The following is a 26,435-nucleotide window of genomic DNA, read 5'->3' as shown; positions in this document are numbered from 1 at the left end:
TCTTTTGATATGAAACACGAACTGACGCTGTTCCCGGAGCTTTCTGGCGCTGGCAGCGGCCGGATGATGCGACCGATGAAAAACACCTCGATCCTCGCGACCGCCCTCCCCGCAATCCGCACGAGGCAGATGGCGACTGCGATGGCTGTGACTGCGCTTCTGGCGTTGACTGGCTGCGCGACGACCACGGAAACCACTGATGTTATCCGCGTCGATCGCGCTCAGGGCTCTGAGGAAAACATTGCATCACTGACGGCCGTCATTCAGTCGAACCCACGCGATCCGGAAGGCTACAATGTTCGCGGCTCCGCTTATGGCCGTGCAGGCCAGTTCAAGCCCGCGCTGGACGACTTCAACACCGCACTTCAGATCAACCCGCAGTTCTACCAGGCCTATGCCAACCGTGCGCTCGTCTACCGCAACATGGGCAAGCCGGTTGAAGCTGCCGCCGATTACAATGCGGCTCTGAAGCTGAACGCGAATTACGATGTCGCCTATATCGGCCGCGGCAATATTTATCGTCAGGCCGGGCGAATCGACGAAGCCTTCGGAGATTTCAACCGCGCCATTCAGCTCGACACCACGGACGGGCGCGCCTACCACAATCGCGGCCTGATCTACCAGCTGCGCGGCGACCACGCCAAGGCGATCGAGGACTTCTCAAAAGCCATCTCGCTGTCCGGACGCGCGCCCGAGCCCTATAACGGCCGCGGCGTCTCCTATATCGCGCTCAACGACGATGAAAACGCATTTGCCGACTTCAACCTCGCCATCGAGCTGAACGGCAACATCGCTGAAAGCTGGGCCAACCAGGCACTGGTCTATGAGCGTCGCGGCGACAAGGCACGCGCTGCCAAGTCCTACGCCCACGCGCTTAATCTGGACCCGAAATATGAACCCGCCAAGCAGGGCCTCGCCCGGACGCGCGGCGCGAGCTGAGCGGTTAAACTCAGCGAGACTGAAGCGAAGTTTTGACAGTGATCAGCGGCGGGGAAACCCGCCGTTTTCTTTTGTACTCGGCGACGGCCAGGGCTCGGAACAGCGGACAAAGAAAAAGGCGACCCGCCTGACGGATCGCCTTGAACAACATATCAGCAGGAATGCCGATCAGCGCATGATAAAGACGCCGGCAATGCTGAGAACGATCCAGACGAAGAAGCCGCCGATCAGGCCAGCGCCACCGAAAAAGCCGGCAGCCATGGCGATCATCAGAGCAACCAGGATGGCCGTGCCATACTTGGTGCCGGCGATAAAGAAGTCATAGGTCTTTTCATGCTCCCGGTAATCCATCTGAGCACCGGTTTCAACCGGACCGGAATGATGTTCGCTCATAGTCGATCTCCCACGTCTTCGTCTGACACCCGCCCGCAGAATCGCATCCGGCCAGCGCTGGTGAAATAAGGTCGAATTCCCGAATACACAAACGACAGCGGGAGCGCAATCGCAGCCAGCGCGCATTTTGTCGCCCCGGCTGTACCTTCATAAACACAGCGTCGCGACTTTGGTCGAATGCCTCCGGAGAAGTGGCAGAGCGACCGTTGCACCCATGCAATCCATGCTCTAATCACGAAGCACTATGGGGAGACAAAAACCATGAAAATTCTATTGGCTCTTTCCCGGCTGATCGACACAGTCAACGCCTTCATCGGACGTTCCGTGTCCTGGCTGCTCCTGGCAGCCGTGCTGATCAGCGCCGGCAATGCCGTTATGCGCAAGATGTTCGACTTGTCATCCAATGCGTGGCTCGAACTACAATGGTACCTGTTCGGCGCGGTCTTCATGCTGGCCGCCGCCTACACGCTGCTGCGCAACGAACACATCCGCATCGACATCGTATCGAGTACCTGGACCAAGCGGACGCGGGACTGGATCGACCTCATCCTGCACATCATCTTTCTGGTGCCTTTCTCCACGCTGATGGCCTACCTCGCATGGCCTTGGTTCTGGCGATCCTTCACATCGGGGGAAATCTCCTCAAGCGCCGGCGGCCTGATCATCTGGCCCGCAAAGGGAGTCGTGTTGATCGGTTTCATGCTGCTCGTAGCCCAGGCGTTTTCTGAAATCATCAAGCGCTTCGCCATCGTCACCGGACGGATGGCCGATCCCGCACTGGAAGAAGCCGCAACCGAAAACATGGAGCGCTGAGATGATCGATCTGATCGCACATAACCTTGCGCCCATCATGTTCACGACCGTCATGCTGATGCTGCTGCTCGGCTATCCGGTCGCCTTCACGCTCGCCGCTGGCGGATTGATCTACTTCGTCCTCGGAGTCGAATTCTCAACGATCTCTTCAGAGATCCGTTTGTTCTGGCCGCTGCTGCAGTCCCATCCAGACCGCATCTACGGCGGCATCATGTCCAACGAGACATTGCTGTCGATCCCCTTTTTCACCCTGATGGGCATCATCCTCGAGCGCTCGCGCATGGCAGAAGATCTGCTCGACACGATCGGTCAGCTGTTCGGCCCAATCCGCGGTGGCCTTGCCTATGCGGTCATTCTAGTTGGCGCCCTGCTTGGCGCCACGACAGGCGTTGTCGCCGCATCAGTCATGGCCATGGGCCTCATCTCCCTGCCAATCATGCTGCGCTACAATTACAACGCCCCGCTCGCGACCGGAACGATTGCAGCTTCTGGCACGCTGGCGCAGATCGTGCCGCCGTCGCTCGTACTGATCGTCATGGCCGACCAGCTCGGCCGATCTGTTGGAGACATGTATGTCGGCGCGCTCTATCCCGCACTCCTCATCATCGCCACCTACTGCGCTTATATTTTCGTAATCAGCCTGATCAAACCCCAATGGGTCCCTGCCCTGCCGAAGGAAGCCCGCACACTGGGTGACGGGGTCACGTCCCTGCTGGTCATGATCGCCCTCGGTACCGGCCTCTATTTCCTCGGTCGGTCGTTTCTGTTCACAGGCATTCAGAGCCCGGAATGGCAGCTGGTCGCCGGGCTCGCATTTAGCGTCACGACCGTCTACATCCTGGCGCTCGTCAACCGCGGCATGAATCTGAACCTGATCTCCCGCCTCGCCCAGCAGGTGATCATCGTGATGGTGCCGCCGCTGGCGTTGATCTTCCTCGTGCTTGGCACCATCTTCCTCGGCATCGCCACCCCGACTGAGGGCGGCGCCATGGGTGCAACGGGGGCCCTGATCATCTCCGCCGCCAAGGGACGTCTGTCCTTTGCGGTGCTGAAGAATGCACTCGACGCCTCCACCCGCCTCTCGGCTTTCGTCATGATGATCCTGATCGGTGCCCGAGTCTTCGGCCTGACCTTCTACGGCATCAACGGCAATGTCTGGATCGAGGACCTGATGCTTGCCCTGCCGGGCGGTGAATACGGCTTCCTGATCGTTGTCACGATCATCGTCTTCATCCTCGGCTGCTTCCTCGATTTCTTCGAGATCGCCTTCATCATGGTGCCACTGCTCGTACCTGTGGCCGAAAGCCATGGCATCGACCTCGTCTGGTTCGGCATCATCCTTGGCATCAACCTGCAAACTTCGTTCCTCACACCTCCCTTCGGCTTCTCGCTATTCTACCTTCGCTCTGTCGCACCCGAAGGCCAATGGAAGGACAAGGTGACGGGACATACGCGACCCGGCATCAAGACACTGGACATCTACAAGGGCGTCCTCCCCTTCATCGTCATCCAATTCCTGATGATCATGGTGGTCATTGCCTTCCCAGGCCTGGTCATGCACTACAAGGGTACGGCAGGAACTGCCGATCCAAGCACGATCCAGATTCAGGTTCCCTCCGGTGGTGGCCTGTCATTGCCGCCACTCGGATCCGGAACCGGTACGGCCCCATCCTTCGGACTACCTCCGCCGAGCTTTGGTGGACAGCCCGCAACACCCGGAACGTCCGTAGCACCAGCAGCACCATCGCTCGGCCTGCCGCCGCCGGACTTCGGCGGGGCGCAGGCACCCGCTCCAGCTGCCCCGGCACCGGCATCGAAGACCCCGGATCTCAGTCAGCCACCAGCCTTCAACTGATGCAACCAAAATGGAAAAGCCCCCGTCCGGGGGCTTTTTTTTCTATCTCTCATGCGCCGCGACGCAGCAGACAATAAAAAACCCGGCCTCCACAGGAGGCCGGGCATTGCGGATCACGAAGGCATAAGGCTTAGAGCTTGCCGGCGCGCTGCTGCATCATCATGAAGGTATCATAGGTGTATTCAGACAGCTGCATCCACAGATAGGCATCGCGCTTGAACGCGACCTGGTCTTCGTAGATCTTCTTGAACCACTCGTTTGACGCGGTGATCTCGGCATAGACCTCGGTTGCGGCATTATAGCAGGCTTCGAGGATCTCCTGGCTGAATGGACGCAGCTGCGTACCGGCTGCCACAAGCTCGCGGATAGCGACGGGGTTCTTTTTGTCGTACTTCGCCATCATGCTGGTATTGGCATAAGCGCAGGCGTCACGCAGCACCGCCTTGTAGCCGGCCGGAAGCTCATCATACTTGGTCTTGTTGACGAAGGCATGGATAACCGGGCCGCCTTCCCAGAAGGCTGGATAATAGTAGTAAGGGGCAACCTTGTTGAAGCCGAGCTTCTGGTCGTCATAGGGCCCGACCCATTCAGCGGCATCGATCGTGCCCTTTTCGAGCGCCGGGTAGATGTCGCCGCCCGGGATCTGCTGCGGCACGGCCCCAAGCTTTTCGACAACGCGGCCTGCCAGGCCGGCGATGCGCATCTTCACGCCCTTGAAGTCGTCGACGGTATTGATCTCCTTGCGGAACCAGCCCCCCATCTGCGCACCGGTATTGCCAGCGATAAAACCGACAAGGCCGTGGGTCGCATAGAATTCGTTGAGCAGCGTGTTGCCATTGCCTTCATAGAACCAGGAATTGGTGAGGCGTGCATTGAGGCCGAAGGGAATGGCCGTACCGATCGCGAAGGTCGGGTCCTTGCCGACATAATAGTAGGAGCAGGTATGGCACATTTCGACAGTGCCGGCAGACACGGCGTCAGCGGCTTGCAGACCGGGCACGATCTCACCCGCTGCAAAGGGTTGTATAGTGAAATTGCCGTCAGTGGCTTCGGAAACATGCTTGGCGATGTCATCAGCGCCACCATAGATGGTGTCGAGCGACTTCGGAAATGATGACGTCAGACGCCAGGTGACCTTGGGCGCACCCTGCGCGATGGCAGGTGCGGCGAGCACTGTCGAAGCGGCAGCGCCGGCACCGGCAATCCCGGCCTTTTTGATAAATGAACGACGATCCATGTAATACCTCCCGTTATGGACTGATCGACGAAAAGGCGCCGTTGCGCCTTCCCCCTCGCATCGATCACGAGAGCTAACCATGTTGGCACAACGCTTTCAAGACATGCCTCATGCACCTTTAGGCCTAGACTTTGGTTGTATCATCCAGACGCCTGCACTTTTGTCCCACCGACAAAGGGCCAGCAAGGCGGCTCGGGCGCGTCACGGCAGCATGAGCAAAGCGAGATCGGCCTCGCGTGGGTCTGCCATCTCGTAGGAAAAGCTCTTTCCCCTTACCAGCGTGATCAGCGCCTTTCCGGCGCCGTCGCTGAGGGTGACGCTGCCATCTTCGTTTTCCGTCCAAGTCCGCGCCGCCTGCAGCCCGGGCCAGACTGCGGCACAATCCGGAGGGGCAAAGAAGGAGCGGCTGCGGCTGGTGAGCGTTCCACCCCGCTCGACCAGACAGACGCTGCGGCGGGTAAAATTGGAAACCGAAAAAATCGCCGGTGGCGACGCCCCGACAGCCGCCGTATCAATCAGCGTCGAGGGCTTGGGCCCAGCCGGCTGAGGAATACCGCCAGAAATCAGGGCATCGGTCTGAACAGACGACATGGAGGCAGGATTGGCGAGCAGCGACAATCCTGTCGCGGCAACCGCTGCAGCGCCGAGCGCAGACGCAAGCACGAGGAGATAGGCTTTCATGGAAGCACCCCTTCACCGCCTTGAGGGCTGGTCAGGGAACAATGCGCCGACAAGCTTGCCGAAAGCTGGAGCGGCAAGCTTGCAAGTAGACCAAGGCCTTTGGGGGTTACATCAGCCCTTGAACGGTGTTTCCGGAACCGGCGTCAGCGGCCGCCCCTCTTCGAACCAGGAGAGAATATTGTCGGCCACCAGATCCGCCATCGCATCCCGCGTCGGGACGGAGGCCGAGGCGACATGCGGCAAGAGCGAGACATTCGGCAGGTCGAGCAAAGCCTTCGGCACGCGCGGCTCGTCCGCAAAGACGTCGAGGCCGGCGGCCGCGATGGTCCCGTCCTTGAGTGCCGCAATCAGCGCCGGCTCATCGACTGTCGATCCACGTCCGACATTGATCAGCACGCCCTTGGGCCCAAGCGCCTTCAGCACCCCGGCGTCGATTGCACCCGCTGTCTGCGGCGTCGACGGCACGATCGAGATCAGCGTATCGACAGCGGTGGCGAGTGCAAGCAGGCTTTCGTGATAGGTGTAGGGCACATCGGCACGGGGCGTGCGGGTGTGATAATGGATCTCCACCTTGAACGGCACCAGCCGCGACGCGATCTCCAGGCCGATCCGCCCCAGCCCGTGTATGCCGACGCGTTGGCCCTTGAGCGACAGGGGCGACAGCGGGAAAGCCCCTTCGCTTTCCCAGCGCCCTTCGCGCAGATAGGTTTCAGCGAAATGAAACCGACGCACGGTATTGAGCAGCAAGGCGAGCGCCGTGTCGGCAACCTCGTCGTTCAGGACATCAGGCGTATGCGTGACGATTACGCCCCGGCGGGCCGCTTCTGCAACGTCAACGCCGTCATAGCCGACGCCGAAGCTGCCGATGACCTCAAGATTGGGCAGCGCCGCCATCAGCGACGCCGGAAAACGGCCTGACACCGCACCGCCACGCACCCGCGACAAAGTCTCCGCATCCAGCTCTGACGTGTCGACGGAGGCGATTTCGACAAGTTCGCAGCGCTCGGACAGGCGCGCGGTAACACGCGGATGGATACGTCCCGGGATCAGGATGACAGGCTTGGTCATGGGGGAGCTTCCTTCGGCTTTCAACGCGGAATGGGGCTGGTCGACTGGCGAATCCGCATCTCGGGCTTGATCAGATGGATGCCATCAGGCTCGTGGCTGCCCGCAAGCTTGTCGAGCAGCGCCCGCGCGGCCAGCCTGCCGACCTCGGCCTGACCGTTCCAGACGGTCGTCAGCGCTGGCGTTGCGATCGAGGCTTCTTCAAGATCGTCGTAGCCAGTCACGGAAATGTCCTTGCCGGGCACCAGTCCAGCACGGGCAATGCCGTTCATCAGACCGATGGCGACAAGATCGTTCCAGCACACCGCAGCCGTTGGCTTTTGTGGCAGAGACAGGAAGTTCACAGCCGCCTCGAAACCGCCCTGCTTGGTGCGGGGCCCTGGAATGCGAAGGCCCGGATCGACCTCTATGCCCGCCTTGCGCAGCGCATTGACATAGCCCTGATAACGATCACGCCCCGTCGACGTCTGGTCGGTCCCGCCGATCATTGCAATCGAGCGATGGCCAAGACCAATCAGATGATTGGTCGCAAGTGAAATGCCATAGGTGTCGTCACCGCGATAGATCGGTACGTCGAGCCCATCCATCGAGCGGGCAATGAAGATTGCCGGCATCCCGTTGTTTTCCGCCAGCATCACATCTTCCGGCGGCGTGCCAATGGCCGGTGACATGATCACACCGTCACCGCCAAGCTGCAAAAGCGTCTCGACGAACATGCGCTGCTTGTCGACCGAATCGTAGTGGTTGGACAGAATGAAGGTGTGGCGACTGCGATCGAGTTCGGTCTCGATCGCCTTCAGGATCTCCCCGTAAAACGGGTTCATGATATCATGCACCACGACACCGATAATGCCTGAACGCGATGTCCGGAGACTGGCCGCACGGCGGTTATAGATATAACCGAGCGCCCTTGCCTGCTCTTTGATCTTTTCCCTGGTATCGACGGCAACCAGAGGACTGTCGCGGAGCGCAAGCGAAATTGTCGCCGTAGACAGACCGAGCGATTCCGCAATGGTCGAAAGCTTGACCTTTTGTGCCACGTATCCTCCCTCGCAGCAGACCGGCGGCGCGAATTCGCGCCCTTAAACCGTTTAATTAAACAATTTAAGCGCGGCTTTCAATCGTCTTCGTCCAGATCGACTGGTTCACGCGCGGCCTGCGGCCGGTTTGACAGGTTGTCCTCAATGGCGGTGAGCAGCTTCACAAGTTGGCGCACCTCTTTTCCAGACAGGCCGCGGATCGCCTTACGCTCGCAATCGGCCATGGCGGCCTGGATTCGCGCCAGGCTGTTGCGGCCCTCTCCGGTCAGATAGACCTTGGTCTGCCGCTGGTCACGATCATCCGCCTGCCGGGTGACGAAGCCCTGAGCTTCCATGCGGCCGATGGTGCGCGTCATGGTCGGTGCCTTGACGCCAAGCCTAAGCGCCAGGGCGCCGGGCGTCATGCCGTCATCGGCGGCCAGCAGCTGGATGACGCCATCCTGTCCGGGGTAAAGACCACTTTGCGACAGCCCGTGGGAGAGACGCGTGCGCATGGCCCGCGCAACCTGGGTGACGGAGGCAGAAAGCAGGCCGCTTCCGGCGAGATCCTTCTTCTTCGCCCCCTTCTTCTTCTCGCTGCGATCCAGCTTGCCGCCAGTGTCGCCCTTGGCCGCCTTCTCAGGCTTGGATGCCTTGGGTGCCTTGTCGGCCTTGTCCTTTTTCGCCATTACTCTCCCCGGGGGCTTGGCCGCATGCATCACCAGCCAATAGGCTGGCCGCGAACGGTCGCCTGTCATATCGAAGATCAGGAGACGAGGCCAGATGGCGAAACCCGAGCGCTGGTTCAACCGCAACGATGCCCGGCTCTCGCCGCGTGATCGCCACGACTGGATCGCCGTCCTGCCGCTCGGCGCCCATGAGCAGCACGGCCCGCACCTGCCCTTCGAGACGGACACCATCATTGCAACCGGCATAGCAGAGCGGCTCGCAGCCGCCTTGCCGGATCATTTGCCAGTCACGATCCTGCCAACGGAGCCGGTCGGCTATTCCATCGAACACATGGACGTCGAGGGCACGGCAACGCTCGCCTTCGACGAGGCCGTCACCCGCTGGCTGGGTATGGCGGAGGAATTGAACGAAGGGGGCATTCGCAAGCTCGTTCTGCTCAATGCCCATGGCGGCAATTCGCCCCTGCTCACCATTGTCGCGACCGAGGCCCGCGTCCGCTTCAACATGCTGGTCGTGGCGACAAGCTGGAGCCGCTTCGGACTGCCGGAGGGCGTCATCACACCGGAGGCCAAGGCCATCGACATTCACGGCGGCGATATCGAAACCTCGGTGATGCTGGCGCTCGCACCTGAACGTGTCGACATGCAGAAGGCCGAAAATTTTCCGTCCCGCCAAACCGATTTAGTCCAGCGCTTCACGCACCTGCGCGCCTACGGTCCGCATGCCTTCGGCTGGAAAATGGCCGACCTCAACCCACAAGGCGTCGCCGGCAATGCGAAGGCAGCAACGGCGGACAAGGGCGAAAGGTTGATCGAGCACGCGGTAAAGGGACTGGTGGAGCTGATTGAGGATATGCGTCAGTTTGATGTGGCGGACTTTCGGTGAATACGGCCTGTACCTGCTTCGGCAAGGGCTTCCGCTTTGCTACCCCGACCTCAGGCGGCTGCCCGACATTGAACCTCACCTGACCGCACGAAAGCCTTTGAACTGCTCCGGCTGAACGCCTATATGGGGGTAACACCATTACAAGCCGCTGATGCGGCAGTCCCACCCGATCGAGGCTTTCATGACCGAAGCAACCGTAAAACCGACACCCGTCACCGTGCTCACCGGCTATCTCGGCGCCGGAAAGACCACGCTCTTGAACCGCATTCTGTCGGAAAACCACGGCAAGAAATACGCCGTCATCGTCAATGAATTCGGCGAAATCGGCATCGATAACGACCTGATCGTCGAGTCGGACGAAGAAATCTACGAGATGAACAATGGCTGCGTCTGCTGCACGGTGCGCGGCGACCTGATCCGCGTCGTTGAAGGCCTGATGCGCCGCCCCGGCCGGTTCGATGGCATCATCGTCGAGACGACGGGCCTCGCCGATCCGGTTCCCGTTGCACAGACCTTCTTCATGGATGACGATGTCCGCTCCAAGACCGAGCTTGATGCCGTGGTCGCGCTTGTCGACGCCAAGCACCTGCCGCTGCGCCTGAAGGACAGCCGCGAAGCCGAAGACCAGATCGCCTTTGCCGATGTCGTTGTCATCAACAAGGCCGATCTTGTCAGCCATGACGAGCTGCACCAGATCGAGCACATCGTACGCGCGATCAACCCGTCCGCCCGCATCTACTCGACCACCCGCTCCGGCGTCGATCTGTCCAAGGTGCTCGACCAGGGCGCCTTCAATCTTGAGCGCGCGCTGGAAAATGATCCGCATTTCCTCGATCACGATGCCCCCGATCATGTCTGCGGTCCGGATTGCGGCCACGACCATCATCACCATGATCACGACCATCATCATCATGACCACGGGCACGATCATCATGATCATGGCCATGCGCATGACCACGGCCACCACCACCATGATCACGGCCCATCCGCGATCCATGATGTAACGGTTGTTTCCGTCTCGCTGCGCGGCGGCGAGATGAACCCGGATCGCTTCTTCCCCTGGATCCAGAAGGTAACCCAGACGCAAGGCCCGAACATCCTGCGCCTGAAGGGTATCATCGCCTTCAAGGGCGACGAAGAACGTTACGTTGTTCAGGGCGTGCACATGATCGTCGAGGGCGATCACCAGCGTCCGTGGAAGGATGGTGAAAAGCGCGAAAGCCGCCTCGTCTTCATCGGTCGAGAGCTGGATCGCGAAAAGCTCGAAGCGAGCTTCAAGGCCTGCGAGGCGACGGCGTGAGCCCTCACCTGACCCTGCCCAAAGACAAAGCAAGAGGACATATCTGACCCATGCCGACCGTTGCCCCGCTCGACATCGAAGGCCACGTGCTGGCAGCCCATTTTCTCGGCGACATTCCGGTTTTCGCCGCCTCGAGCGGTGCTATCCACCGCCTTGATGGCGGCGAGAAGGTGACGAAAACGGATGCTGGATTGCTGACCTGCGTCAAGGATCCCGCTAGCCAAACCCTCCTCACCGGCGGCGAGGACGGGCGCGTGCTCCGGATCGCCCCTGACGGCAGCGTGACCGAACTGGCCCATGCCCCGCGTAAATGGATCAATGTCGTCGCCCCCGGCCCGCAGGGCGCCGTCGCCTATGCCCATGGCAAGTCCACTTTTGTGCGGCTCGCGGATGGTACGACGAAGGAATTCGCCGAGGAACGCACGGTCGAGGGGGTAGACTTCGCGCCCAAGGGTCTGCGCATAGCCGTCGCCCGCTATAATGGCGTGACCCTGCACTGGGTTGGAACTGCCGGCGCACCTGTCGACCTCGACTGGAAAGGCGCGCATACCGGCGTGACCTTCTCACCCGATGGCCGCTTCGTCGTCACCATGATGCAGGAAAGCGCCCTTCACGGCTGGAAGCTGGACGGCAAGAGCACGGATGCCCGTCACATGCGCATGACCGGCTACCCCGCCAAGGTCAAATCCCTGTCCTGGTCACCGAAGGGCAAATGGCTGGCTTCATCCGGTGCGCCCGCCGCCATCGTCTGGCCTTTTGCCGGCAAGGATGGCCCAATGGGCAAGGCGCCGCTGGAACTCGGCACACGCGCCAACATCCTCGTGACCCAGGTCGCCTTCCATCCACTGGAAGAGGTTCTCGCCATCGGCTTCATCGACGGCATGATCCTCGCCGTGCGGATTGCGGACGGCAAGGAGGCCCTTCTGCGTCGCCCAGGCAAAGGTGCGATCACGGCCATGGACTGGAGCACGACCGGCAAGCTTCTCTGCTTTGCATCCGATCAGGGCGACTGCGGCGTCATCGACATCACCGCCTGATTGAGCCGGAGCGCCCGGGAAACCCTGTTGATTGCAGACTTCCGGGCGCCCTTACCGAAATGACAAAAAAAACCCGCTAAATCTTGCATAGCCCCCTAAACGAGTCGTCAACCTTAACCGACCGGTAGGATATTTGTCCTTTGATGAGGACAGAACGGGCGAGAGATATAAGCCGCGCTTCGTTCGCCGCGCTATTTCAAAAAATCAGACTGTTGAACCACGGCATTGCTCCGCGGACGCTCCTGCTTGCGCTGGACGCCGGCTGCCCTGCCATCCGCACGGATACACCATGACACTCAATTTGAAAATCGTCATCACGACAGCCGGTCTAGCTCTCGCAGGCGGTATCGTGGTCGTCGCAGCCATCGGCGCCCAGACACTGCAGATGCTGAAGGTGAACGGACCGATCTATCAAGAGATCGTCGACGGCAAGGACCTGATCGCCGACATCCTGCCACCACCGCTCTATCTGATCGAATCCTACGCGCTTGCCAGCGAAACCGCGCTGCATCCGGAAACAGCCGCAACCAATATTCCGCGCATCAAGGATCTGCACAAGCTCTACGACGAGCGACGTGACTACTGGAAATCCTCCACGCTGCCAGCCAGCCTGCAGAATAAGCTCTACACGGACGTTCTGGCTAAGGGCGACACCTATTGGAAGACGCTTGAAGGCGACTACGTCCCCTTTGCAAATGCAGGCGATGTTAGCGCCATCAAGCCTGCACTTTTGAAGCTGAAGCAGGAGTTTCATGACCATGAAGCTTCGGTGAACCAATTGGTCGCCATGGCCGGAACCTATCTCGTCGATCGCGAGGCCTATGCCGCCGCGGAGTCCGCGAGCCGCGAGATGCTGTCAATAGTTCTCGGCCTGATGCTGATCGCGACCGCACTCGGAACCGTCTTCTTCGTCCGCCGGCGTGCCCTCAATCCACTGGCCGAAATCTCCGGCTACATGACGCAGATGGCAACCGGCACCTATTCGGAACCCGTGCCACACTCAGAGCGTCGAGACGAAATCGGACAGATCGCAGCCGCTGTCGAAGTCTTCCGCAAAGCCGGACTTGAGAATCAACGCCTCCAGTTCGACGCAGAAAACGCCCGTGCCGTGATTGATCAGGAGCGTAGCGCTCGAGATCATGATCGGGCGATCGAAGCAGAGGCGCTCCGTTTTGTCATCGAGACGCTCGGTGCCGGTCTGCATCGCCTGGCCGACTGCAACATTCGCATGACCTTGGACGAGCCCTTCGATCACCGATTCGAACGCTTGCGCGAGGATTTCAACCACTCCATCGCGACCTTTCAGACCACACTGGAAAGAGTTCTGGTCGAGACCCGGCGGCTTCACGAAAACAGTATGGAAATGCGCGAGGGATCGTCCAACCTTGCCACCCGAACAGAACAACAGGCAGCAGCACTCGAGCAGACCTCATCTGCGCTGGAACAGGTCACCGCGACCGTCAATGCCTCGGCCGATCGCACACAGGATACCCGCGACCTCGTTCGCGAGGCCAAGGACTCGGCCATCGCATCCGCCGAAGTGGTGCGCTCGGCCGTGACTGCCATGGAGCGGATCGAACAGGCCTCGTCAGAAATCGGACAGATCATCGGCGTCATCGATGAAATCGCTTTCCAGACAAACCTGCTGGCGCTCAACGCCGGCGTGGAAGCCGCGCGCGCCGGCGAGGCCGGCAAGGGCTTTGCCGTCGTCGCCCAGGAAGTGCGGGAACTGGCCCAGAGGTCCGCGACAGCCGCGCGTGATATCAAGGGGTTGATCCAGAAGTCCAGCACAGAGGTATCGTCAGGCGTCAGGCTGGTGGGTGAAACCGGATCGGCGCTCGACCGGATCGGCGAGTTCGTGGCTCAGATCGACACGAACATCGACGCCATTGCTCTTGCGGCGAAGGAGCAGGCGCTTGGCCTCAAGGAGATCAGCACCGCCGTGGAGAACATCGATCAGATGACCCAGCGCAATGCCGCCATGGTCGAGGAAACCTCGGCGATCAGCCACACACTTGCCGCCGGTGCTACCGAACTGTCGAACCTTGTCGGTCGCTTCCAGCTCAATCGCCGTTCTGGCATTCGTGACGAGGAAGCACCAAAGCCCGTAAGGCGTCTGTCAGCCGCGGCCTGATCAGACAGGGCACCAACGAAAAACGCCCGGCCATCCATTCAGGAGGCCGGGCGTTCTTATTAAGTCCGGGTGTTCTGATTAGAACTTCACGCCAAGACCGACATTGACCACGTGCTGGTCGAAATCGATCTCGTTGCCACCCAGGTCACCCGTGCCGAAATCGTTGTAACGATATTCGACGCGCGTGAACATGCGATCGGTGAGCGCGTAGTCGACGCCACCGCCGACGGTCCAGCCGTGCAGCGTGTCATCGTCGCCATTGCCCTCGATCTGGGTGCCCGTGTAACCACCTGCTGCGAAGAGCAGCGCGCGGTCCATGGCATAGCCGACGCGGCCGCGAGCCGAGCCGCTAAGGCCGGTGCTGACATCAGAACCTGCCAGGTTTTCTTCGTTCCAGTCGTAGTTCAGATCGCCTTCAAGACCGACCAGGAAGCCGCTGGAAAGCTGCCAGTTGTAGCCGGCAAAGCCGCCGAAGCGAGCGCCGTCGAAGCTTTCCGAACCAACGCCATCAACGTCGCCATTGCCCCAGCCGTAGCCGGTGTGAATACCTGCATAGCCACCTGCCCAGGTAAAGGCCGGTGCGGATTCAACAGCGACCGGCGGCTCGGCCGGTGCTTCATAGATCGCATCTGCTGCGAATACCGAGGTCGAAATCGCAACAGCTGCGACCGAACCGAGAAGGATGCTCTTGATCATGTGTTTCACTCCTGTGTTACAAGATCGGGTTGTAACGCCACCCCTGATTTTTGTCTGTAATCATTATACAACACAACAATCAGAACTTCATCAGCGTTTTAGTTCCCGCCCGAGCGAACGTTTTTCGCGCCGGACCCCGCTGCCAGAAGGGTGTAGAGAGAAATTGGTTCCGTGTTATGGCGGAAAAAAGATCATTGCAGCTCAACTTGCCTTGATGCTTTTGTAAGCTGTTGCGCAATCGACACAAAAAAATGAGGCGACCGCCTTGCGATCGCCCCTTTCACTCTACGTCAGTAGCCCGCCTGATCAGAAGCGGTAGGTGACGCCGGCACCGATGAGCCAGGGATCAAGCTTTGCCTTGCCCGAGTAATCTGCGCCACCGATCGTGGTCTCGTAATCAGCCTTGAGGAAGAGTTTCTTCACGTCGAAGTTCACGCCCCAGTGCTCGTTCACCATATAGTCGGCACCGATCTGCAGGGCCGTGCCAAAGGTATTCTCTACATCGAGATCGCTCGCCGTATCCCCCGACTGGCTGTAAAACATCGTGTAGTTGAGGCCGGCGCCGACATAAGGCTTGAAGGCGCCGAAGTCGGTGAAGTGATACTGCAGGGTCAGCGTTGGCGGCAGGACCCAAGTCTTGCCGATTTTGCCAAGACCGGCAACAGAACCCTCGCCGTAGACATTGGCGTAGGTCGTGCCGAGGATCAGTTCAGCCGCGATGTTATCGGTGAAGTAGTAGGACACGTCGAGTTCCGGGATCACCGTGTCGCTGTAGGACAGGTCAGAGCCGGCAACGCCATCGACCGAACCGGAATCATTCGTGATGACGCCGAGCCCACGCACGCGGATCTGCCAGGGGCTGAGTGAAGCGATATCCGCCGTTGCCGCGGGGACAGGCTCCTGCAGCGGCGCGAGATCCGCTGCAACCGCCGCTGATGAAAGCAGCACGAGGGTCGCGGTCGCGATGATGGCGCGGTTGCAGGCAGTCCGAGGGGTGGTCATTGGTCTCTCCTTGAGAAGTCGATCTGTGGCATTAGCCAATGCCAGCTAGCAGTCATGGAGAGAGACCCGATTTGAGCCAGATCAATAGGTTGGCATTGAATTATAGAGAACAACAATCGCAATAGGGACTGTTGCCGCAATGCGACAGTCAGATTTGACGATTGGAAAAACGGCAGGTTGGGCGAACACACACCCATAACCCCGTGAAAGAAAAGACCCGGCACGACGAATCGTCGGCCGAGCCTCTTTCAGCCAATGCCTTGAGGTGTCGATCAGGCTGCGCGACGTCGATCCGTCGGATGGGACAGTCGCCGGCCAGTCGCAACAACCATGCCTGCCGTGCCCTCCAGCCAGCCGGGCACAAGCTCAAGCGCCAGGAAACGCTCGCGGGCAAATGGCCCTGGCATCACCAGATGCTGGGTCTTTTCGGCAAAGAAGCCGAAGCGCTCGTAATAGGGCGCATCGCCGACGAGGAGCACCGCTCCATGGCCCCGCGTCTTCGCTTCGAGGAGCGCGGCGCGCATCAAAGCCCCACCGACGCCCTTGCCGGCATGGGCAGCATCGACCGCGAGCGGACCGAGCAGCAACGCATCAACACCCTGCCCCTCGCGGCTGACGCCAGCCTCGACATTCCACAGGCGCACGGTGCCGATGACGTGACCGTCCCGGTCGCGTGCGACAAGCGCCAGCCCCTCGGCCGGAATGCGGTTGCGGCGGATCTTCTCCGACGATTTCTTGCGGCGGTCTTCGCCCATGGCGCGGTCGAGCAAAGCCTCGCGTGCCACGACGTCGGCCGGCGTTTCATGATCGATGACGAATGCAGGCGTGGCGAGAAAAAGCGCACGCATGCTGGTCAGAACAGCGGCCATTCTGGCCTCCCATCCCAAGCGATGACGATAATTGTGAGGGTCCGTGCCGGTTAGCCGGCACGGGAGACGTCAGATGACGTAGGACTTCAGCGGGTCGAAGCCGTTGAACGCCACCGCCGAATAGGTGGTGGTGTAGGCGCCAGTGCCCTCGATCAGAACCTCGTCGCCGATCGAAAGCGAGATCGGCAGCGGATACATGTTCTTCTCGTACATCACGTCAGCCGAATCGCAGGTCGGACCGGCGAGAACGCAGGGCTCCATCGCGTCGGCGTCATGGGCGGTGCGGATCGGGTAACGGATCGCTTCGTCCATGGTTTCGGCGAGACCGCCGAACTTGCCGATGTCGAGGAACACCCAGCGGTGCTCGTCATTGTCAGACTTCTTCGAAATCAGCACGACCTCGGCCTTGATCACGCCGGCATTGCCGACCATGCCGCGGCCTGGCTCGATGATGGTCTGCGGGATGTTGTTGCCGAAGTGCTTCTTCAGCGACGCCTTGATCGCCAGGCCATAAGCTTCTGCCGACGGGATGTCGCGCAGATACTTGGTCGGGAAACCACCACCCATGTTGACCATCTGGAGCACGATGCCCTGCTTGGCCAGCGAGTTAAACACGCGCTTGGCATCGGCAAGAGCGCCATCCCAGGCATCGACCTTGGTCATCTGCGAACCGACATGGAACGAGACGCCGAAGGATTCGAGGCCGAGCTGGTGTGCGTAGACGAGAACGTCGACGGCCATCTGCGGCACGCAGCCGAACTTGCGGGAAAGCGGCCATTCGGCACCTTCGCCATCGGTCAGGACGCGGCAGAACACGCGGGCACCCGGAGCGGCACGGGAAATCTTTTCGACTTCCTCATGGCTGTCGACGGCATAGAGGTTCACGCCAAGCGCAAATGCGCGGGCGATGTCGCGTTCCTTCTTGATGGTGTTGCCGAACGAGATGCGCGAGGCATCCGCACCGGCATCGAGCGCCATCTGGATTTCGGCAACGGAAGCGCAGTCGAAGTTCGAGCCGAGCGAGGCCAGGAGCTGGAGGATCTCTGGGGCTGGGTTCGCCTTGACTGCGTAGTAGATGGCGCTGTCCGGCAGGGCGTGCCGGAAGGCGCCGAAATTGTCGCGTACGACGTCGAGGTCAACCACGAGGCAGGGACCTTCGGGACGTCGGGTGTTGATGAAGTCGAGGATGCGAGCCGTGGTCATCGGTCTACCTTCCATATTCCAAGTGTATCCGAAGCTGCCAAGCTTGCGGATGGACAAAGGACGGCGAGACATCGCTCGAAACCAGTCGGTGGAGACACCGGTACCGTACGAACGCTCGACGCGCGAAACATTGGATAAACGCACCCTGCAACGAGCGCATAAATCCGCTTTGTCTGCCATGGATTGGAGGGAGACCCTACCGCACTTCCGGCAATGATGGTGTGCCTCTGAAGTAACTCCAGCTGATGGAAAGCCGGAAGAGACTAGAAAGGCCCGCACCGTCGTTGCTTCGTATGTCCTCGCATTTTCCGGTTGGCCGGAATAGCGACTGGAGGGGTTAGTTCCAGGTACCTTACCGATGACCTCACCTTAGGGATAAATCCCCATTCGAGGGTCGGCGGACACACACGGGCACGTGCGACTTTGGGCTGATCACGAGATAAGAAAGGTGGCCGTCATAATCAAGCGGTTTTTCAACCTCTGGGGAAGTTTTTTGAAGACCTCCCGCAGTCACTATTGAACAGTGCCGAGCTATTGTTCACAATCCACTGATAGAACAGACCCGACCAGAACCGGACTGCAGACCAGCGGAACAAGGAAAACGATGGACACCCTGACGCGAATTCGTGCTTTCATCGATGTCGTCGAAGCGGAGGGCTTCTCGGCAGCGGCCCGCAAGACCGGCCGCTCAAAAGCCCTGTTGTCCAAATATGTCAAGGAGTTGGAAGACGAGCTCGGGGCGCTTTTGCTCAACCGCACCACCCGACAGTTCTCTCTGACGGAGGCTGGCCACACCTATTACCGCACGGCCGCCGACATCCTGAAGGAGATCGACAATCTTGCCGATCTCGTTCGCGAGAATAATGCTGACCTCAAGGGCAAGCTCAAGGTGACGGTGCCGCGCACCTTCCTCGACGCGGAAATCGGTCAGTCGCTGATCGATTTTGCCAAGGAGAATCCCGAACTCTCGCTCGAAATCGTCGCGGAAGATCGATTCGTTGATCTGATCGAGGAAGGCTTCGACCTCGGCATCCGAATCACGAAGCTGGATGATTCCGGCATGATTGCCCGCAAGCTCTCCGATTTCCGGCTTTATGCCTGCGCCACGCCGGAGTTCGTCGCCGCCAACCAACCCCTGATCCATCCAAGCGAGTTGTCACGCCTGCCCTTCCTCATCGACACCAATTCACGCTCGCACAACAGTCTACGCTTCGTCGATGCGGACGGCGCCACCATCTCGGTGGGCGTCAGCGGCCCGATCGAGGTCAACAGTCCCCAGGCCACACTTCGGGCGGCGCGCGCTGGAATGGGCATCGCCATGCTGCCGGACTTCATCGCCAGACCCTATATCGTCTCTGGCGAACTGGTCTCGCTGTTCGACGACTTCATCGCCAAGGATCGCGGCATCTATGCCGTCTACCCGCATCGCCGCTATCTCCCGGCCAAGGTGCGCGCTTTCGTCGACTACCTCCACGCATGGTTCAAACGCTATACGTGAAGCTCGGCGCCGGATGCGGGTCCCATTTTCGTCCCAATCCTCTTTCAAGGGAACACACATCACGGGCATTCGGGGGAAGGTCAGGATCACCATGTTGAGACGTCTCGGTATAGGGTTGGCCGGATTGGTGACAGGCTTCGCCACGCCGGCCTTTTCCCATCCGCACATTTTCGCCGAAGCGCGGCTGGAAATCGTCGCCGCCGATGACGGCACGCTGAAGGAATTGCGCAATGTCTGGCGCTTCGATGATGTCTTCTCGGCGAGCGTCCTCATGGACTATGACAAGAACAGCGACCTGAAGCTCGACCCTTCCGAACTGAAGGAGATCGCAGACACGATCCGCGAATCGCTCGGCGACTACGGCTACTTCACCTTCATCACCAAGGATGGGCAGCCGGCGGAAGTGGCACGCCCAGAGGTCTTCAACGTCGATTACCGCGAAAATCAGCTCCTCGTCTTCTTCGTGGCTCATCCGAAGACGCCGCTCAAGATTGGCGGCAAGATGACGGTCGGCGTCTATGACCCGACCCTCTACACGGCGATCGACTTTGCCAATGACACGGACATGGTTGTCGAGGGCAAGGGCTTTGAAACCTGCAAGCACAAGGTCGTGCGGCCCGATGCAGACGCGGTCATTGCCCAGAACCAGGATAACCTGACCGAAGCCTTCTTCAACGATCCGGCCGGCACCGACATGGGCAAGCTCTTTGCCACCCGCATGGAGATCGCGTGCTGACGGCCTGCCGGAATGTCGGCCGGTCCGGCGGGAGCAACGCCCGGATGGTCGCCATGGCGGCCGTGGGGATTGGCGCACTTCTGCTGGCAGCTGGCCTCGCCCATGCAGCCTCGCCCCTCGGCGTCGGCAGCGCCGAACCCGCCTACCAGCCAACAAGCGGCCCGCTGGCCGGATTACTCCTCTGGATCAACAGTCACCAGCAGGATTTTTATCGAGCCCTGACCGGATCGCTGAAAGCCATGCGCGAAGATCCCTGGGCGTTGACCGGCCTGATCGGCCTGTCATTTGCTTACGGCGTCTTTCACGCAGCCGGCCCCGGGCACGGCAAGGCTGTAATTTCCTCCTACATGCTGGCCAACGAGATCGAACTGCGCCGCGGCATTCTCGTTTCCTTTATCTCGGCGCTGATGCAGGGGCTGGTCGCGATCGTCGTTGTCGGCGCTGCCTATCTCGTCCTGCGCGGCACGTCGATCACCATGACCACGGCGACGCAGAGCCTGGAAATTGCAAGCTATGCGCTGATCGTCGCCTTCGGCGTCTGGCTTCTGCTGCGCAAGCTGAAAACCCTGTGGCGCCCGTCAGCGCGCGCGAGCCAACCGGCAACAGATGGCCTGTTCGGACAAACAGCGGCAGCAGACAGCACCACCGCGTCACTCTTCGCCAACCCCTCGGAGACCACCGGACCATCCGCCGTGAGAGCACCCTCGCGCTTTCAGGCGCTGGCGGTGGATCACCGCCACGACGCACTTGCTCCCGGCTCCGTCTGCCACGAATGCGGCATTGCGCATGCCCCCGATCCGGGCCTCCTGCGCGGCACCTTCCATCTCCGCGATGCCTGGTCAGCCGTCATTGCAGTCGGCCTGCGGCCCTGTTCCGGCGCTGTACTGGTGATGACATTTGCCCTTTTGAACGGCTTGCTGCTGGGGGGCGTCCTCTCGGTGCTGGCCATGGCGCTCGGCACCGCGATCACGGTCTCGATCCTCGCCAGCCTCGCCGTTGGCGCCAAGGGTCTGGCGCTGCGCCTCTCCGGCCCCGGCTCCCGCCGCGCCGGCGTTGTCGCGACGGCCATTGAAATCGCCGCCGCGCTTCTTGTCATCCTGCTTGGGGCCTTGCTGCTCGCAGCCAGCCTGCAGATCTGAAGCTTACTCGCCGTTGCGGCTCTGTTGGTAGCGCGAACGCAGCCACAGAATGACGAAGATCGACATCAAGGCAATCGCGCCGAACAAGGCGCCAAGTTCCGGCGAATAGCGTCCGATCCAGAGCACCACGGTCGGCACGATCAGCATGAGGCCGAAGATGACGGCGACAACGGCTGCTGCAGAGGTGGCGGTCGAACGCGGCGCAACAGCACCCGCCTCGCCCGTTGCCGATTTTTTCGGCGCGGGCAAGAAACGCCAGGCATAGACCACAACGCCGATAGCGACACAGATACCAACCGACCAGGCAATCGTCGGATTGACGACAGAACCGTAGAGAAGCGCCGCTGCCGTGATGGCAGTGCCGACATAAAGAATGATGCTGAAGATGTTCGGCTTCACGGGATGTTCTTCCTTGTCATGTGTGGGTGGCCGAGAGCGCGGCACGCAGATCTTCAAGGCGCTGGCGCTGACGTCCGGCCTCATCGAAATTCTCAGGCGACAGCCAGGCCTCGAACGCCGCCTTCGCCAGCGACCACTCGCCATCGATCATTGAGAACCAAGCGGTATCGCGGTTCTTGCCCTTCGACAGCATGTGCTGGCGAAAGACACCTTCGAAACTGAAACCGTAGCGCAAAGCCGAGGCCTTGCTCGGCGCATTGTCGTTGTGGCACTTCCACTCGTAGCGGCGATAGCCGAGATCCTCGAAGATGTGCCGCGCCAGAAGGTAATGCGCCTCCGTCGACAACGGCGAGCGGCTCATCTGCGGACCATGCGCCACACCGCCAATTTCGACCACGCCATTGGCGGGATCGGGCCGCATGTAGTTCGCCATGCCCACGACCTTGCCGGTCGCCTTGTCCCGAAACACTTCCGTGACCCAACCGCCTTTCTGAACAGCCGAGAGCCACGTATCGAAATCCTCGACACCGGCAAAATCCGGCTGGGTGAAATAGGTGAGCAGCGGATTGATGGCGATACCGCCGAGACCGTCCCAAAGAGCATTGAGGTGGGCGGTGCGATCATAAGGCTCGATCACGACAAAACGCCCCTCAAGCCGAACCGGCTGGGGCGGGATGCACCCCTTGAATGTCGACAGATCACGCATCGGAACCTCCGGCAAAATGGATTGCCCGAGGCTTAGGCCACTGAAGGGCCAAAGGCAACCGGAACGGCCGCGGGCGGGCCGGACCGGTTGCCGCAGCCGTTAGAGACTGACCTTGGCAGAGGCGACGGTTGCCTCGATATGATCGACAAGCGCATCGGCAAGACCAAGCCTGCCAGCCAGCATGTCGAGATAGCCACGCTCGGTGCGCGTGTCGGGCTCGATCGTCAGACGCGACGCCGTGTAGATCTCGACCTTCTGCTCTTCTGTCTTGGCAGCGGCCACCAGTGCATCGAGATCGGCGGGCTTTGCGAGTTCCGCTTCGATGAAGGCTTCCGCTTCGGCGCCAAGGCCCGACAGATGCACCTTGTCCATGATCCGGCCCCGTTCCTCGGCATCGATATGACCGTCCGCCTTGGCAGCCGCGATCATCGCCCGCACCAGTGACAGCGCAAAATCATTGGAGATGGCGGCAGGCTCAGTGCTGAACGGGCTGTCACTCGGCGGCGGAAGAAGTTCCGGCAGCGCCTGGGTCGGCTCGACCGGCTGGCCGGACTTGTAATTCTTGTAGGCCTGGTAGCCGAGGCCGGCGATAACGGCGAGGCCTCCGAGCTTCAGCGCATTACCACCGAGCGAGCGGCCGGTCTTGGTGCCGAGGAGCACGGTCGCAAGCGCGCCCGTCTTCCAGGGATTGGCCTTGGCAAGGCCAAGGAGATCGCTGCCCTTCTGGCCCACACTGCCAGTCGATCCGGGCATTTGCGATCCGAGGAATTGATCCAGCAGCTTCTTGGCATCGAACATCGCGGTCTCCTTGTTGTATCCGTCGTTTCCTAGATAGGAAGGGGTCAGACGATTACAAAGAGGCCGCGACGCTTCTTGTTCCCCAAAGTGGAACCGAGAGATCAGCCCTTCAGGGCTGCCGCTTCACTGGCAAGCTTGGTGATGCCGGCCCAGTCACCAGCGGCAACCAGTTCCTTCGGCGCAACCCAGGAGCCGCCGACGCAGACGACGTTCGGCAGCGACAGGTAATCCATGGCATTCTTCAGCGAAATACCGCCGGTCGGGCAGAACAGCGTGCCGGCAAGCGGCGAGGACAGCGCCTTGAGATAGGCGGCACCGCCGGCCTGTTCGGCGGGGAAGAACTTCAAAACCTTGTAACCTTCCTCGCGCAACGCCATCACTTCGGACGCAGTCGCCGCACCCGGCAGGAGCGGAATGTCCGACCCGCGAGCGACGTCGAGCAGTTCCTGCGTCGTGCCCGGGCTGACGATGAACTGCGAACCGGCCTCGACCGCTGCGTGAAAATGGCTGGCATTGAGGATTGTGCCGGCACCAACAACGGCACCTTCGACTTCCTGGGCAACCAGGCGGACGGCTTCAAGTGCGGCATCCGTGCGCAGCGTGATCTCGATCGCCTTCAGGCCACCGGCCACCAGCGCCCGCGCCAGAGGCACGGCCGTCTTTGCGTCCTCGATGATCAGCACCGGAACGACCGGCTGCAGCTTCAGGGTGGAAAGGAGCTTTTCGGTTTTTTCGCCCATGGCAGAAGCCTCTTTTCAAACGATTAGATTTCGCTATTCCCTAGCGCGGGTGACGGTCGATGTCGAGCACCAAGGTTGCACTGAATCTTTACGGTTTCCTAACGTGACATCCTCGGATAGTGTCGCAATGCGGTAAATCTTCGGAGTATGGGTGTATGGCGAAGGAAATTGAACGCAAGTTTCTCGTTCGCGCTGACAGCTGGAAAGAATCCGTCACATCGCAGACGCGAATGAAACAGGCCTATATCGCCGCCGAAAGCGACCGTTCCGTACGGATCCGCACACGCAATGACGAAACTGCACAGCTGACAATCAAGTTTGGCAGCGGCATTCTGGTGCGAGACGAGTTCGAATACCAGATTCCCCATGCCGATGCCGTGGAGATGATGGCATTTGCAAATGGCAGCGTCATCGAAAAGACCCGTCACACCGTCGACTATGAAGGTTTCACCTGGGAGATTGATGTCTTCGCAGGCGTCTATCGCGGCTTGGTGATTGCAGAAGTCGAAATGGCTTCGGAGCAGGACAACCCCGCCCTGCCCGACTGGCTTGGACGCGAAGTCACCGGTGACACGCGTTATTCGAACCAGACGCTCGCCACCCAGCGCCCGCGCCCGGAGCTGGTGCATGCCATATCGCATTGAGCCGGGTCGCGACCTCGCAAACGAGGTGCGCGCCGTGGCCACGGGGCAGTTCGAAGACGCGATTGAGGCGCTGGAGAAGAGGCCCGAAGGGCTGCATGAGGCTATCCACGAGGCGCGCAAGAAATTCAAGCGCCTGCGCAATCTCTACCGTCTGATCGGCTCGAGCGCCAAGACCTTCCGCCGGTCAGAGAACCAGCGCCTGCGCGATTGCGCCCGTACGCTGTCGCGGGTACGCGACGCCACGGCGCTGATCGAAACGGTTGCGCACCTGTCCGCCCATGCAATTACCGACGATGAGGCACAAACGCTGGCCACAGTCCGCGAGGTGCTTGAGCGCCGCCGGGACGAGATTGCCGCAACCGAAACGGATCTTGAGGGCAAGGTGGCAGCTGTGATTGCCGAATGCCGGAAAGGCATCGACACCCTCGGCAAGCTCAAACTGCCCTCGAAGCAGGGCCATGGCGGCCAACTCCTCGCCAAAGGATGGCGCCAGGGACTGGAGCGCGCGCGGGAGGCTCTGGAAGCCTGCAAGGGTGACGGACATGGCGAAGCCTATCACGACCTGCGAAAGGCAGCGCAAGCCTATTGGATGAACCTGTCGCTCATGCAGCCGCTCTGGCCGAGCGCCTTTGCAGCCAAACGCGACGCCGCAAAGCGCCTCGTCGATCTGCTTGGTCACGAACATGACTTGACCATTCTGGCCGGGCTGTTCGATGAGGAAGCGGAGATCTTCGGTGATGGACAAGGACAATCCTTCCTGCTCGCCATCATCATCCGCCACCAGCAGGAACTGCGCCGCCAGGCTTTGACGCTCGCGGGCAAGGTCTTCGCCGATCACCCCCGGCGCGAGGCCCAGATCATCGCCTGCCTATGGGCGGAGGCGAAAGCCGCCGGACGAGACGGTAGGAATTGACGAATTTCAAACTTGCCGCCGGACGCGGAAATCCGTTGCGCAGCAGGGCGCAAAGCAGTATTTCGCAGCCATGACAGACAGCCTCACCTCTCCCCGCCCCGAAGCCGTCGGCGCCTTTTGCGTCGCCGCTCTCTATCATTTTGCCAAATTTCCGCGCTTCGCAGACTTCCGCGAACCGCTGGAAGATCTGTGCAAGGCCAACGGCGTGAAGGGCACCCTGCTGATTGCCCATGAAGGCATCAACGGCACGATCGCCGGCACCGATGCCGGCATTGCCACGGTGCTCGCCTTCATCCGCAGCCAGCCGGAATTCGGAGGTCTGGTGCACAAGGAAAGCCGGGCGTCGAAGATGCCGTTCCTGCGCATGAAGGTACGGCTGAAGAAAGAAATCGTCACCATGGGCGTCGAGGACATCGACCCCAACGAGATCGTCGGCACCTATGTCGATCCGAAGGATTGGAACGACCTGATTTCCGATCCGGAGACGATCGTCATCGACACCCGCAATGACTATGAGACGGCGATCGGCATTTTCCGCGGTGCGGTTGATCCGAACACCAAGACCTTCCGGGAATTCCCCGACTGGGTGAAAAACAATCCCGGCCTGCACAACAAGCCGAAGATCGCCATGTATTGCACCGGCGGCATCCGCTGCGAGAAGGCGACGGCCTTCATGAAGCAACAGGGCTTCGACGAGGTCTACCACCTCAAGGGCGGCATTCTGAAATATCTGGAAGAGGTGCCGGAAGAAGAGAGCCTTTGGGATGGCGCCTGCTTCGTCTTCGACGAGCGCGTCTCCGTGACCCACGGGTTGAAGGAAGGCGATCACAAGCTCTGCCATGCCTGCCGCAACCCGATCACGGCCGAGGAAATTACCCACCCGCATTATGAGGAAGGCGTCTCCTGCAGCCATTGCTACGGTGATCGTACCGAGGCTGACCGCGACCGTTACCGGCAGCGGCAATTGCAGATCGCTTTGGCGAAGAAGCGCGGCGAACGCCATATCGGCAGCTGATAACTACCCATCACCTTAGGGTCGACCCG

27 protein-coding genes are annotated in these 26,435 nt (G+C 60.5%); 13 read left to right on the top strand and 14 right to left on the bottom strand.

Annotation, left to right across the window (positions count from 1 at the left end):
- The first annotated feature begins 129 nt into the window (after nucleotides 1-129).
- Nucleotides 130-939 (top strand): tetratricopeptide repeat protein, encoded by an 810-nt coding sequence (locus IP76_RS05035; protein WP_245281403.1) that lies wholly within the window; start codon nucleotides 130-132, stop codon nucleotides 937-939.
- 168 nt (nucleotides 940-1,107) lie between these two features.
- Here IP76_RS05035 and IP76_RS05030 read toward each other — a convergent pair whose 3' ends face one another.
- On the bottom strand, nucleotides 1,108-1,332 hold the full coding sequence (locus tag IP76_RS05030) for an aa3-type cytochrome c oxidase subunit IV (RefSeq protein ID WP_054157080.1): 225 nt from the start codon (nucleotides 1,330-1,332) through the stop codon (nucleotides 1,108-1,110).
- Nucleotides 1,333-1,593: 261 nt separating this feature from the next.
- Here IP76_RS05030 and IP76_RS05025 point away from each other — a divergent pair, with 261 nt between their 5' ends.
- Both IP76_RS05025 and IP76_RS05020 read left to right on the top strand, forming a co-directional pair.
- Complete coding sequence (locus IP76_RS05025; RefSeq protein WP_054157079.1) at nucleotides 1,594-2,145, top strand: TRAP transporter small permease subunit; 552 nt, start codon at nucleotides 1,594-1,596, stop codon at nucleotides 2,143-2,145.
- A gap of 1 nt (nucleotide 2,146) precedes the next feature.
- Nucleotides 2,147-4,000: a TRAP transporter large permease subunit gene (locus IP76_RS05020; RefSeq protein WP_054157078.1), complete on the top strand. Its 1,854-nt coding sequence runs from the start codon at nucleotides 2,147-2,149 to the stop codon at nucleotides 3,998-4,000.
- Nucleotides 4,001-4,130: 130 nt separating this feature from the next.
- Here the strand turns inward: IP76_RS05020 and IP76_RS05015 are convergent, their stop codons facing one another.
- The 5 genes from IP76_RS05015 to IP76_RS04995 all read right to left on the bottom strand — a co-directional run bounded on the left by IP76_RS05015 (nucleotide 4,131) and on the right by IP76_RS04995 (nucleotide 8,691).
- Nucleotides 4,131-5,237 (bottom strand): TRAP transporter substrate-binding protein, encoded by a 1,107-nt coding sequence (locus IP76_RS05015; RefSeq protein WP_054157077.1) that lies wholly within the window; start codon nucleotides 5,235-5,237, stop codon nucleotides 4,131-4,133.
- 201 nt (nucleotides 5,238-5,438) lie between these two features.
- Nucleotides 5,439-5,918, bottom strand: coding sequence for a hypothetical protein (locus tag IP76_RS05010; protein WP_054157076.1), 480 nt, complete (start codon nucleotides 5,916-5,918; stop codon nucleotides 5,439-5,441).
- A gap of 111 nt (nucleotides 5,919-6,029) precedes the next feature.
- Nucleotides 6,030-6,986: a 2-hydroxyacid dehydrogenase gene (locus IP76_RS05005; RefSeq protein ID WP_054157075.1), complete on the bottom strand. Its 957-nt coding sequence runs from the start codon at nucleotides 6,984-6,986 to the stop codon at nucleotides 6,030-6,032.
- Between the two features lie 20 nt (nucleotides 6,987-7,006).
- Entirely contained in the window at nucleotides 7,007-8,023 is a 1,017-nt protein-coding gene (locus tag IP76_RS05000) for a LacI family DNA-binding transcriptional regulator (RefSeq protein WP_054157074.1), read from the bottom strand.
- A 77-nt stretch (nucleotides 8,024-8,100) separates the two neighbouring features.
- Nucleotides 8,101-8,691: a MarR family winged helix-turn-helix transcriptional regulator gene (locus tag IP76_RS04995; protein ID WP_082352431.1), complete on the bottom strand. Its 591-nt coding sequence runs from the start codon at nucleotides 8,689-8,691 to the stop codon at nucleotides 8,101-8,103.
- 94 nt (nucleotides 8,692-8,785) lie between these two features.
- On the opposite strand from IP76_RS04995, the gene IP76_RS04990 reads away from it, so the two are divergent.
- From IP76_RS04990 to IP76_RS04975, 4 genes are all read left to right on the top strand, one after another.
- A complete protein-coding gene (locus tag IP76_RS04990; RefSeq protein WP_054157073.1) occupies nucleotides 8,786-9,577 on the top strand; it encodes a creatininase family protein in 792 nt (263 codons plus the stop codon).
- A 181-nt stretch (nucleotides 9,578-9,758) separates the two neighbouring features.
- Nucleotides 9,759-10,877, top strand: a complete 1,119-nt coding sequence (locus tag IP76_RS04985; RefSeq protein ID WP_054157390.1) for a GTP-binding protein — start codon at nucleotides 9,759-9,761, stop codon at nucleotides 10,875-10,877.
- A gap of 50 nt (nucleotides 10,878-10,927) precedes the next feature.
- Entirely contained in the window at nucleotides 10,928-11,914 is a 987-nt protein-coding gene (locus IP76_RS04980) for a WD40 repeat domain-containing protein (RefSeq protein ID WP_054157072.1), read from the top strand.
- Nucleotides 11,915-12,203: 289 nt separating this feature from the next.
- The gene (locus tag IP76_RS04975; protein ID WP_054157071.1) at nucleotides 12,204-14,048 is read left to right on the top strand and encodes a HAMP domain-containing methyl-accepting chemotaxis protein; all 1,845 of its coding nucleotides are present in this window, start codon (nucleotides 12,204-12,206) and stop codon (nucleotides 14,046-14,048) included.
- A 78-nt stretch (nucleotides 14,049-14,126) separates the two neighbouring features.
- On the opposite strand, the gene IP76_RS04970 is transcribed toward IP76_RS04975, so the two are convergent.
- The 4 genes from IP76_RS04970 to odc2 all read right to left on the bottom strand — a co-directional run bounded on the left by IP76_RS04970 (nucleotide 14,127) and on the right by odc2 (nucleotide 17,818).
- On the bottom strand, nucleotides 14,127-14,744 hold the full coding sequence (locus IP76_RS04970; protein WP_082352410.1) for an outer membrane protein: 618 nt from the start codon (nucleotides 14,742-14,744) through the stop codon (nucleotides 14,127-14,129).
- Between the two features lie 306 nt (nucleotides 14,745-15,050).
- Nucleotides 15,051-15,746 (bottom strand): OmpW family protein, encoded by a 696-nt coding sequence (locus IP76_RS04965; protein ID WP_054157070.1) that lies wholly within the window; start codon nucleotides 15,744-15,746, stop codon nucleotides 15,051-15,053.
- A gap of 272 nt (nucleotides 15,747-16,018) precedes the next feature.
- On the bottom strand, nucleotides 16,019-16,615 hold the full coding sequence (locus tag IP76_RS04960) for a GNAT family N-acetyltransferase (protein ID WP_054157069.1): 597 nt from the start codon (nucleotides 16,613-16,615) through the stop codon (nucleotides 16,019-16,021).
- 69 nt (nucleotides 16,616-16,684) lie between these two features.
- On the bottom strand, nucleotides 16,685-17,818 hold the full coding sequence (odc2, locus tag IP76_RS04955; protein WP_054157068.1) for an ornithine/lysine decarboxylase: 1,134 nt from the start codon (nucleotides 17,816-17,818) through the stop codon (nucleotides 16,685-16,687).
- Nucleotides 17,819-18,422: 604 nt separating this feature from the next.
- On the opposite strand from odc2, the gene IP76_RS04950 reads away from it, so the two are divergent.
- The 3 genes from IP76_RS04950 to IP76_RS04940 all read left to right on the top strand — a co-directional run bounded on the left by IP76_RS04950 (nucleotide 18,423) and on the right by IP76_RS04940 (nucleotide 21,191).
- Nucleotides 18,423-19,316, top strand: a complete 894-nt coding sequence (locus IP76_RS04950; protein WP_054157067.1) for a LysR family transcriptional regulator — start codon at nucleotides 18,423-18,425, stop codon at nucleotides 19,314-19,316.
- A 91-nt stretch (nucleotides 19,317-19,407) separates the two neighbouring features.
- Nucleotides 19,408-20,052: a DUF1007 family protein gene (locus IP76_RS04945; RefSeq protein WP_054157066.1), complete on the top strand. Its 645-nt coding sequence runs from the start codon at nucleotides 19,408-19,410 to the stop codon at nucleotides 20,050-20,052.
- A 44-nt stretch (nucleotides 20,053-20,096) separates the two neighbouring features.
- Nucleotides 20,097-21,191 (top strand): nickel/cobalt transporter, encoded by a 1,095-nt coding sequence (locus IP76_RS04940; protein ID WP_054157388.1) that lies wholly within the window; start codon nucleotides 20,097-20,099, stop codon nucleotides 21,189-21,191.
- A 3-nt stretch (nucleotides 21,192-21,194) separates the two neighbouring features.
- Here the strand turns inward: IP76_RS04940 and IP76_RS23430 are convergent, their stop codons facing one another.
- From IP76_RS23430 to IP76_RS04920, 4 genes are all read right to left on the bottom strand, one after another.
- The gene (locus IP76_RS23430; protein WP_245281386.1) at nucleotides 21,195-21,590 is read right to left on the bottom strand and encodes a hypothetical protein; all 396 of its coding nucleotides are present in this window, start codon (nucleotides 21,588-21,590) and stop codon (nucleotides 21,195-21,197) included.
- Nucleotides 21,591-21,606: 16 nt separating this feature from the next.
- Nucleotides 21,607-22,296, bottom strand: coding sequence for a GNAT family N-acetyltransferase (locus IP76_RS04930; RefSeq protein ID WP_054157065.1), 690 nt, complete (start codon nucleotides 22,294-22,296; stop codon nucleotides 21,607-21,609).
- 99 nt (nucleotides 22,297-22,395) lie between these two features.
- The gene (locus IP76_RS04925; RefSeq protein ID WP_054157064.1) at nucleotides 22,396-23,094 is read right to left on the bottom strand and encodes a tellurite resistance TerB family protein; all 699 of its coding nucleotides are present in this window, start codon (nucleotides 23,092-23,094) and stop codon (nucleotides 22,396-22,398) included.
- Between the two features lie 101 nt (nucleotides 23,095-23,195).
- Entirely contained in the window at nucleotides 23,196-23,834 is a 639-nt protein-coding gene (locus IP76_RS04920; RefSeq protein ID WP_054157063.1) for a 2-dehydro-3-deoxy-phosphogluconate aldolase, read from the bottom strand.
- Nucleotides 23,835-23,989: 155 nt separating this feature from the next.
- On the opposite strand from IP76_RS04920, the gene IP76_RS04915 reads away from it, so the two are divergent.
- The 3 genes from IP76_RS04915 to IP76_RS04905 all read left to right on the top strand — a co-directional run bounded on the left by IP76_RS04915 (nucleotide 23,990) and on the right by IP76_RS04905 (nucleotide 26,406).
- A complete protein-coding gene (locus IP76_RS04915) occupies nucleotides 23,990-24,478 on the top strand; it encodes a CYTH domain-containing protein (protein WP_054157062.1) in 489 nt (162 codons plus the stop codon).
- The gene (locus IP76_RS04910; RefSeq protein ID WP_054157061.1) at nucleotides 24,462-25,391 is read left to right on the top strand and encodes a CHAD domain-containing protein; all 930 of its coding nucleotides are present in this window, start codon (nucleotides 24,462-24,464) and stop codon (nucleotides 25,389-25,391) included. Before IP76_RS04915 ends, IP76_RS04910 begins: the two co-directional genes overlap by 17 nt.
- A gap of 70 nt (nucleotides 25,392-25,461) precedes the next feature.
- Nucleotides 25,462-26,406, top strand: coding sequence for a rhodanese-related sulfurtransferase (locus IP76_RS04905; protein ID WP_054157060.1), 945 nt, complete (start codon nucleotides 25,462-25,464; stop codon nucleotides 26,404-26,406).
- The last annotated feature ends 29 nt before the right edge of the window (nucleotides 26,407-26,435 follow it).

Origin of the sequence: Rhizobium sp. AAP43, from assembly GCF_001296045.1 — a bacterium.
Lineage (GTDB): Bacteria > Pseudomonadota > Alphaproteobacteria > Rhizobiales > Rhizobiaceae > Allorhizobium.
This window is presented reverse-complemented; position numbering and strand designations above follow the sequence as displayed.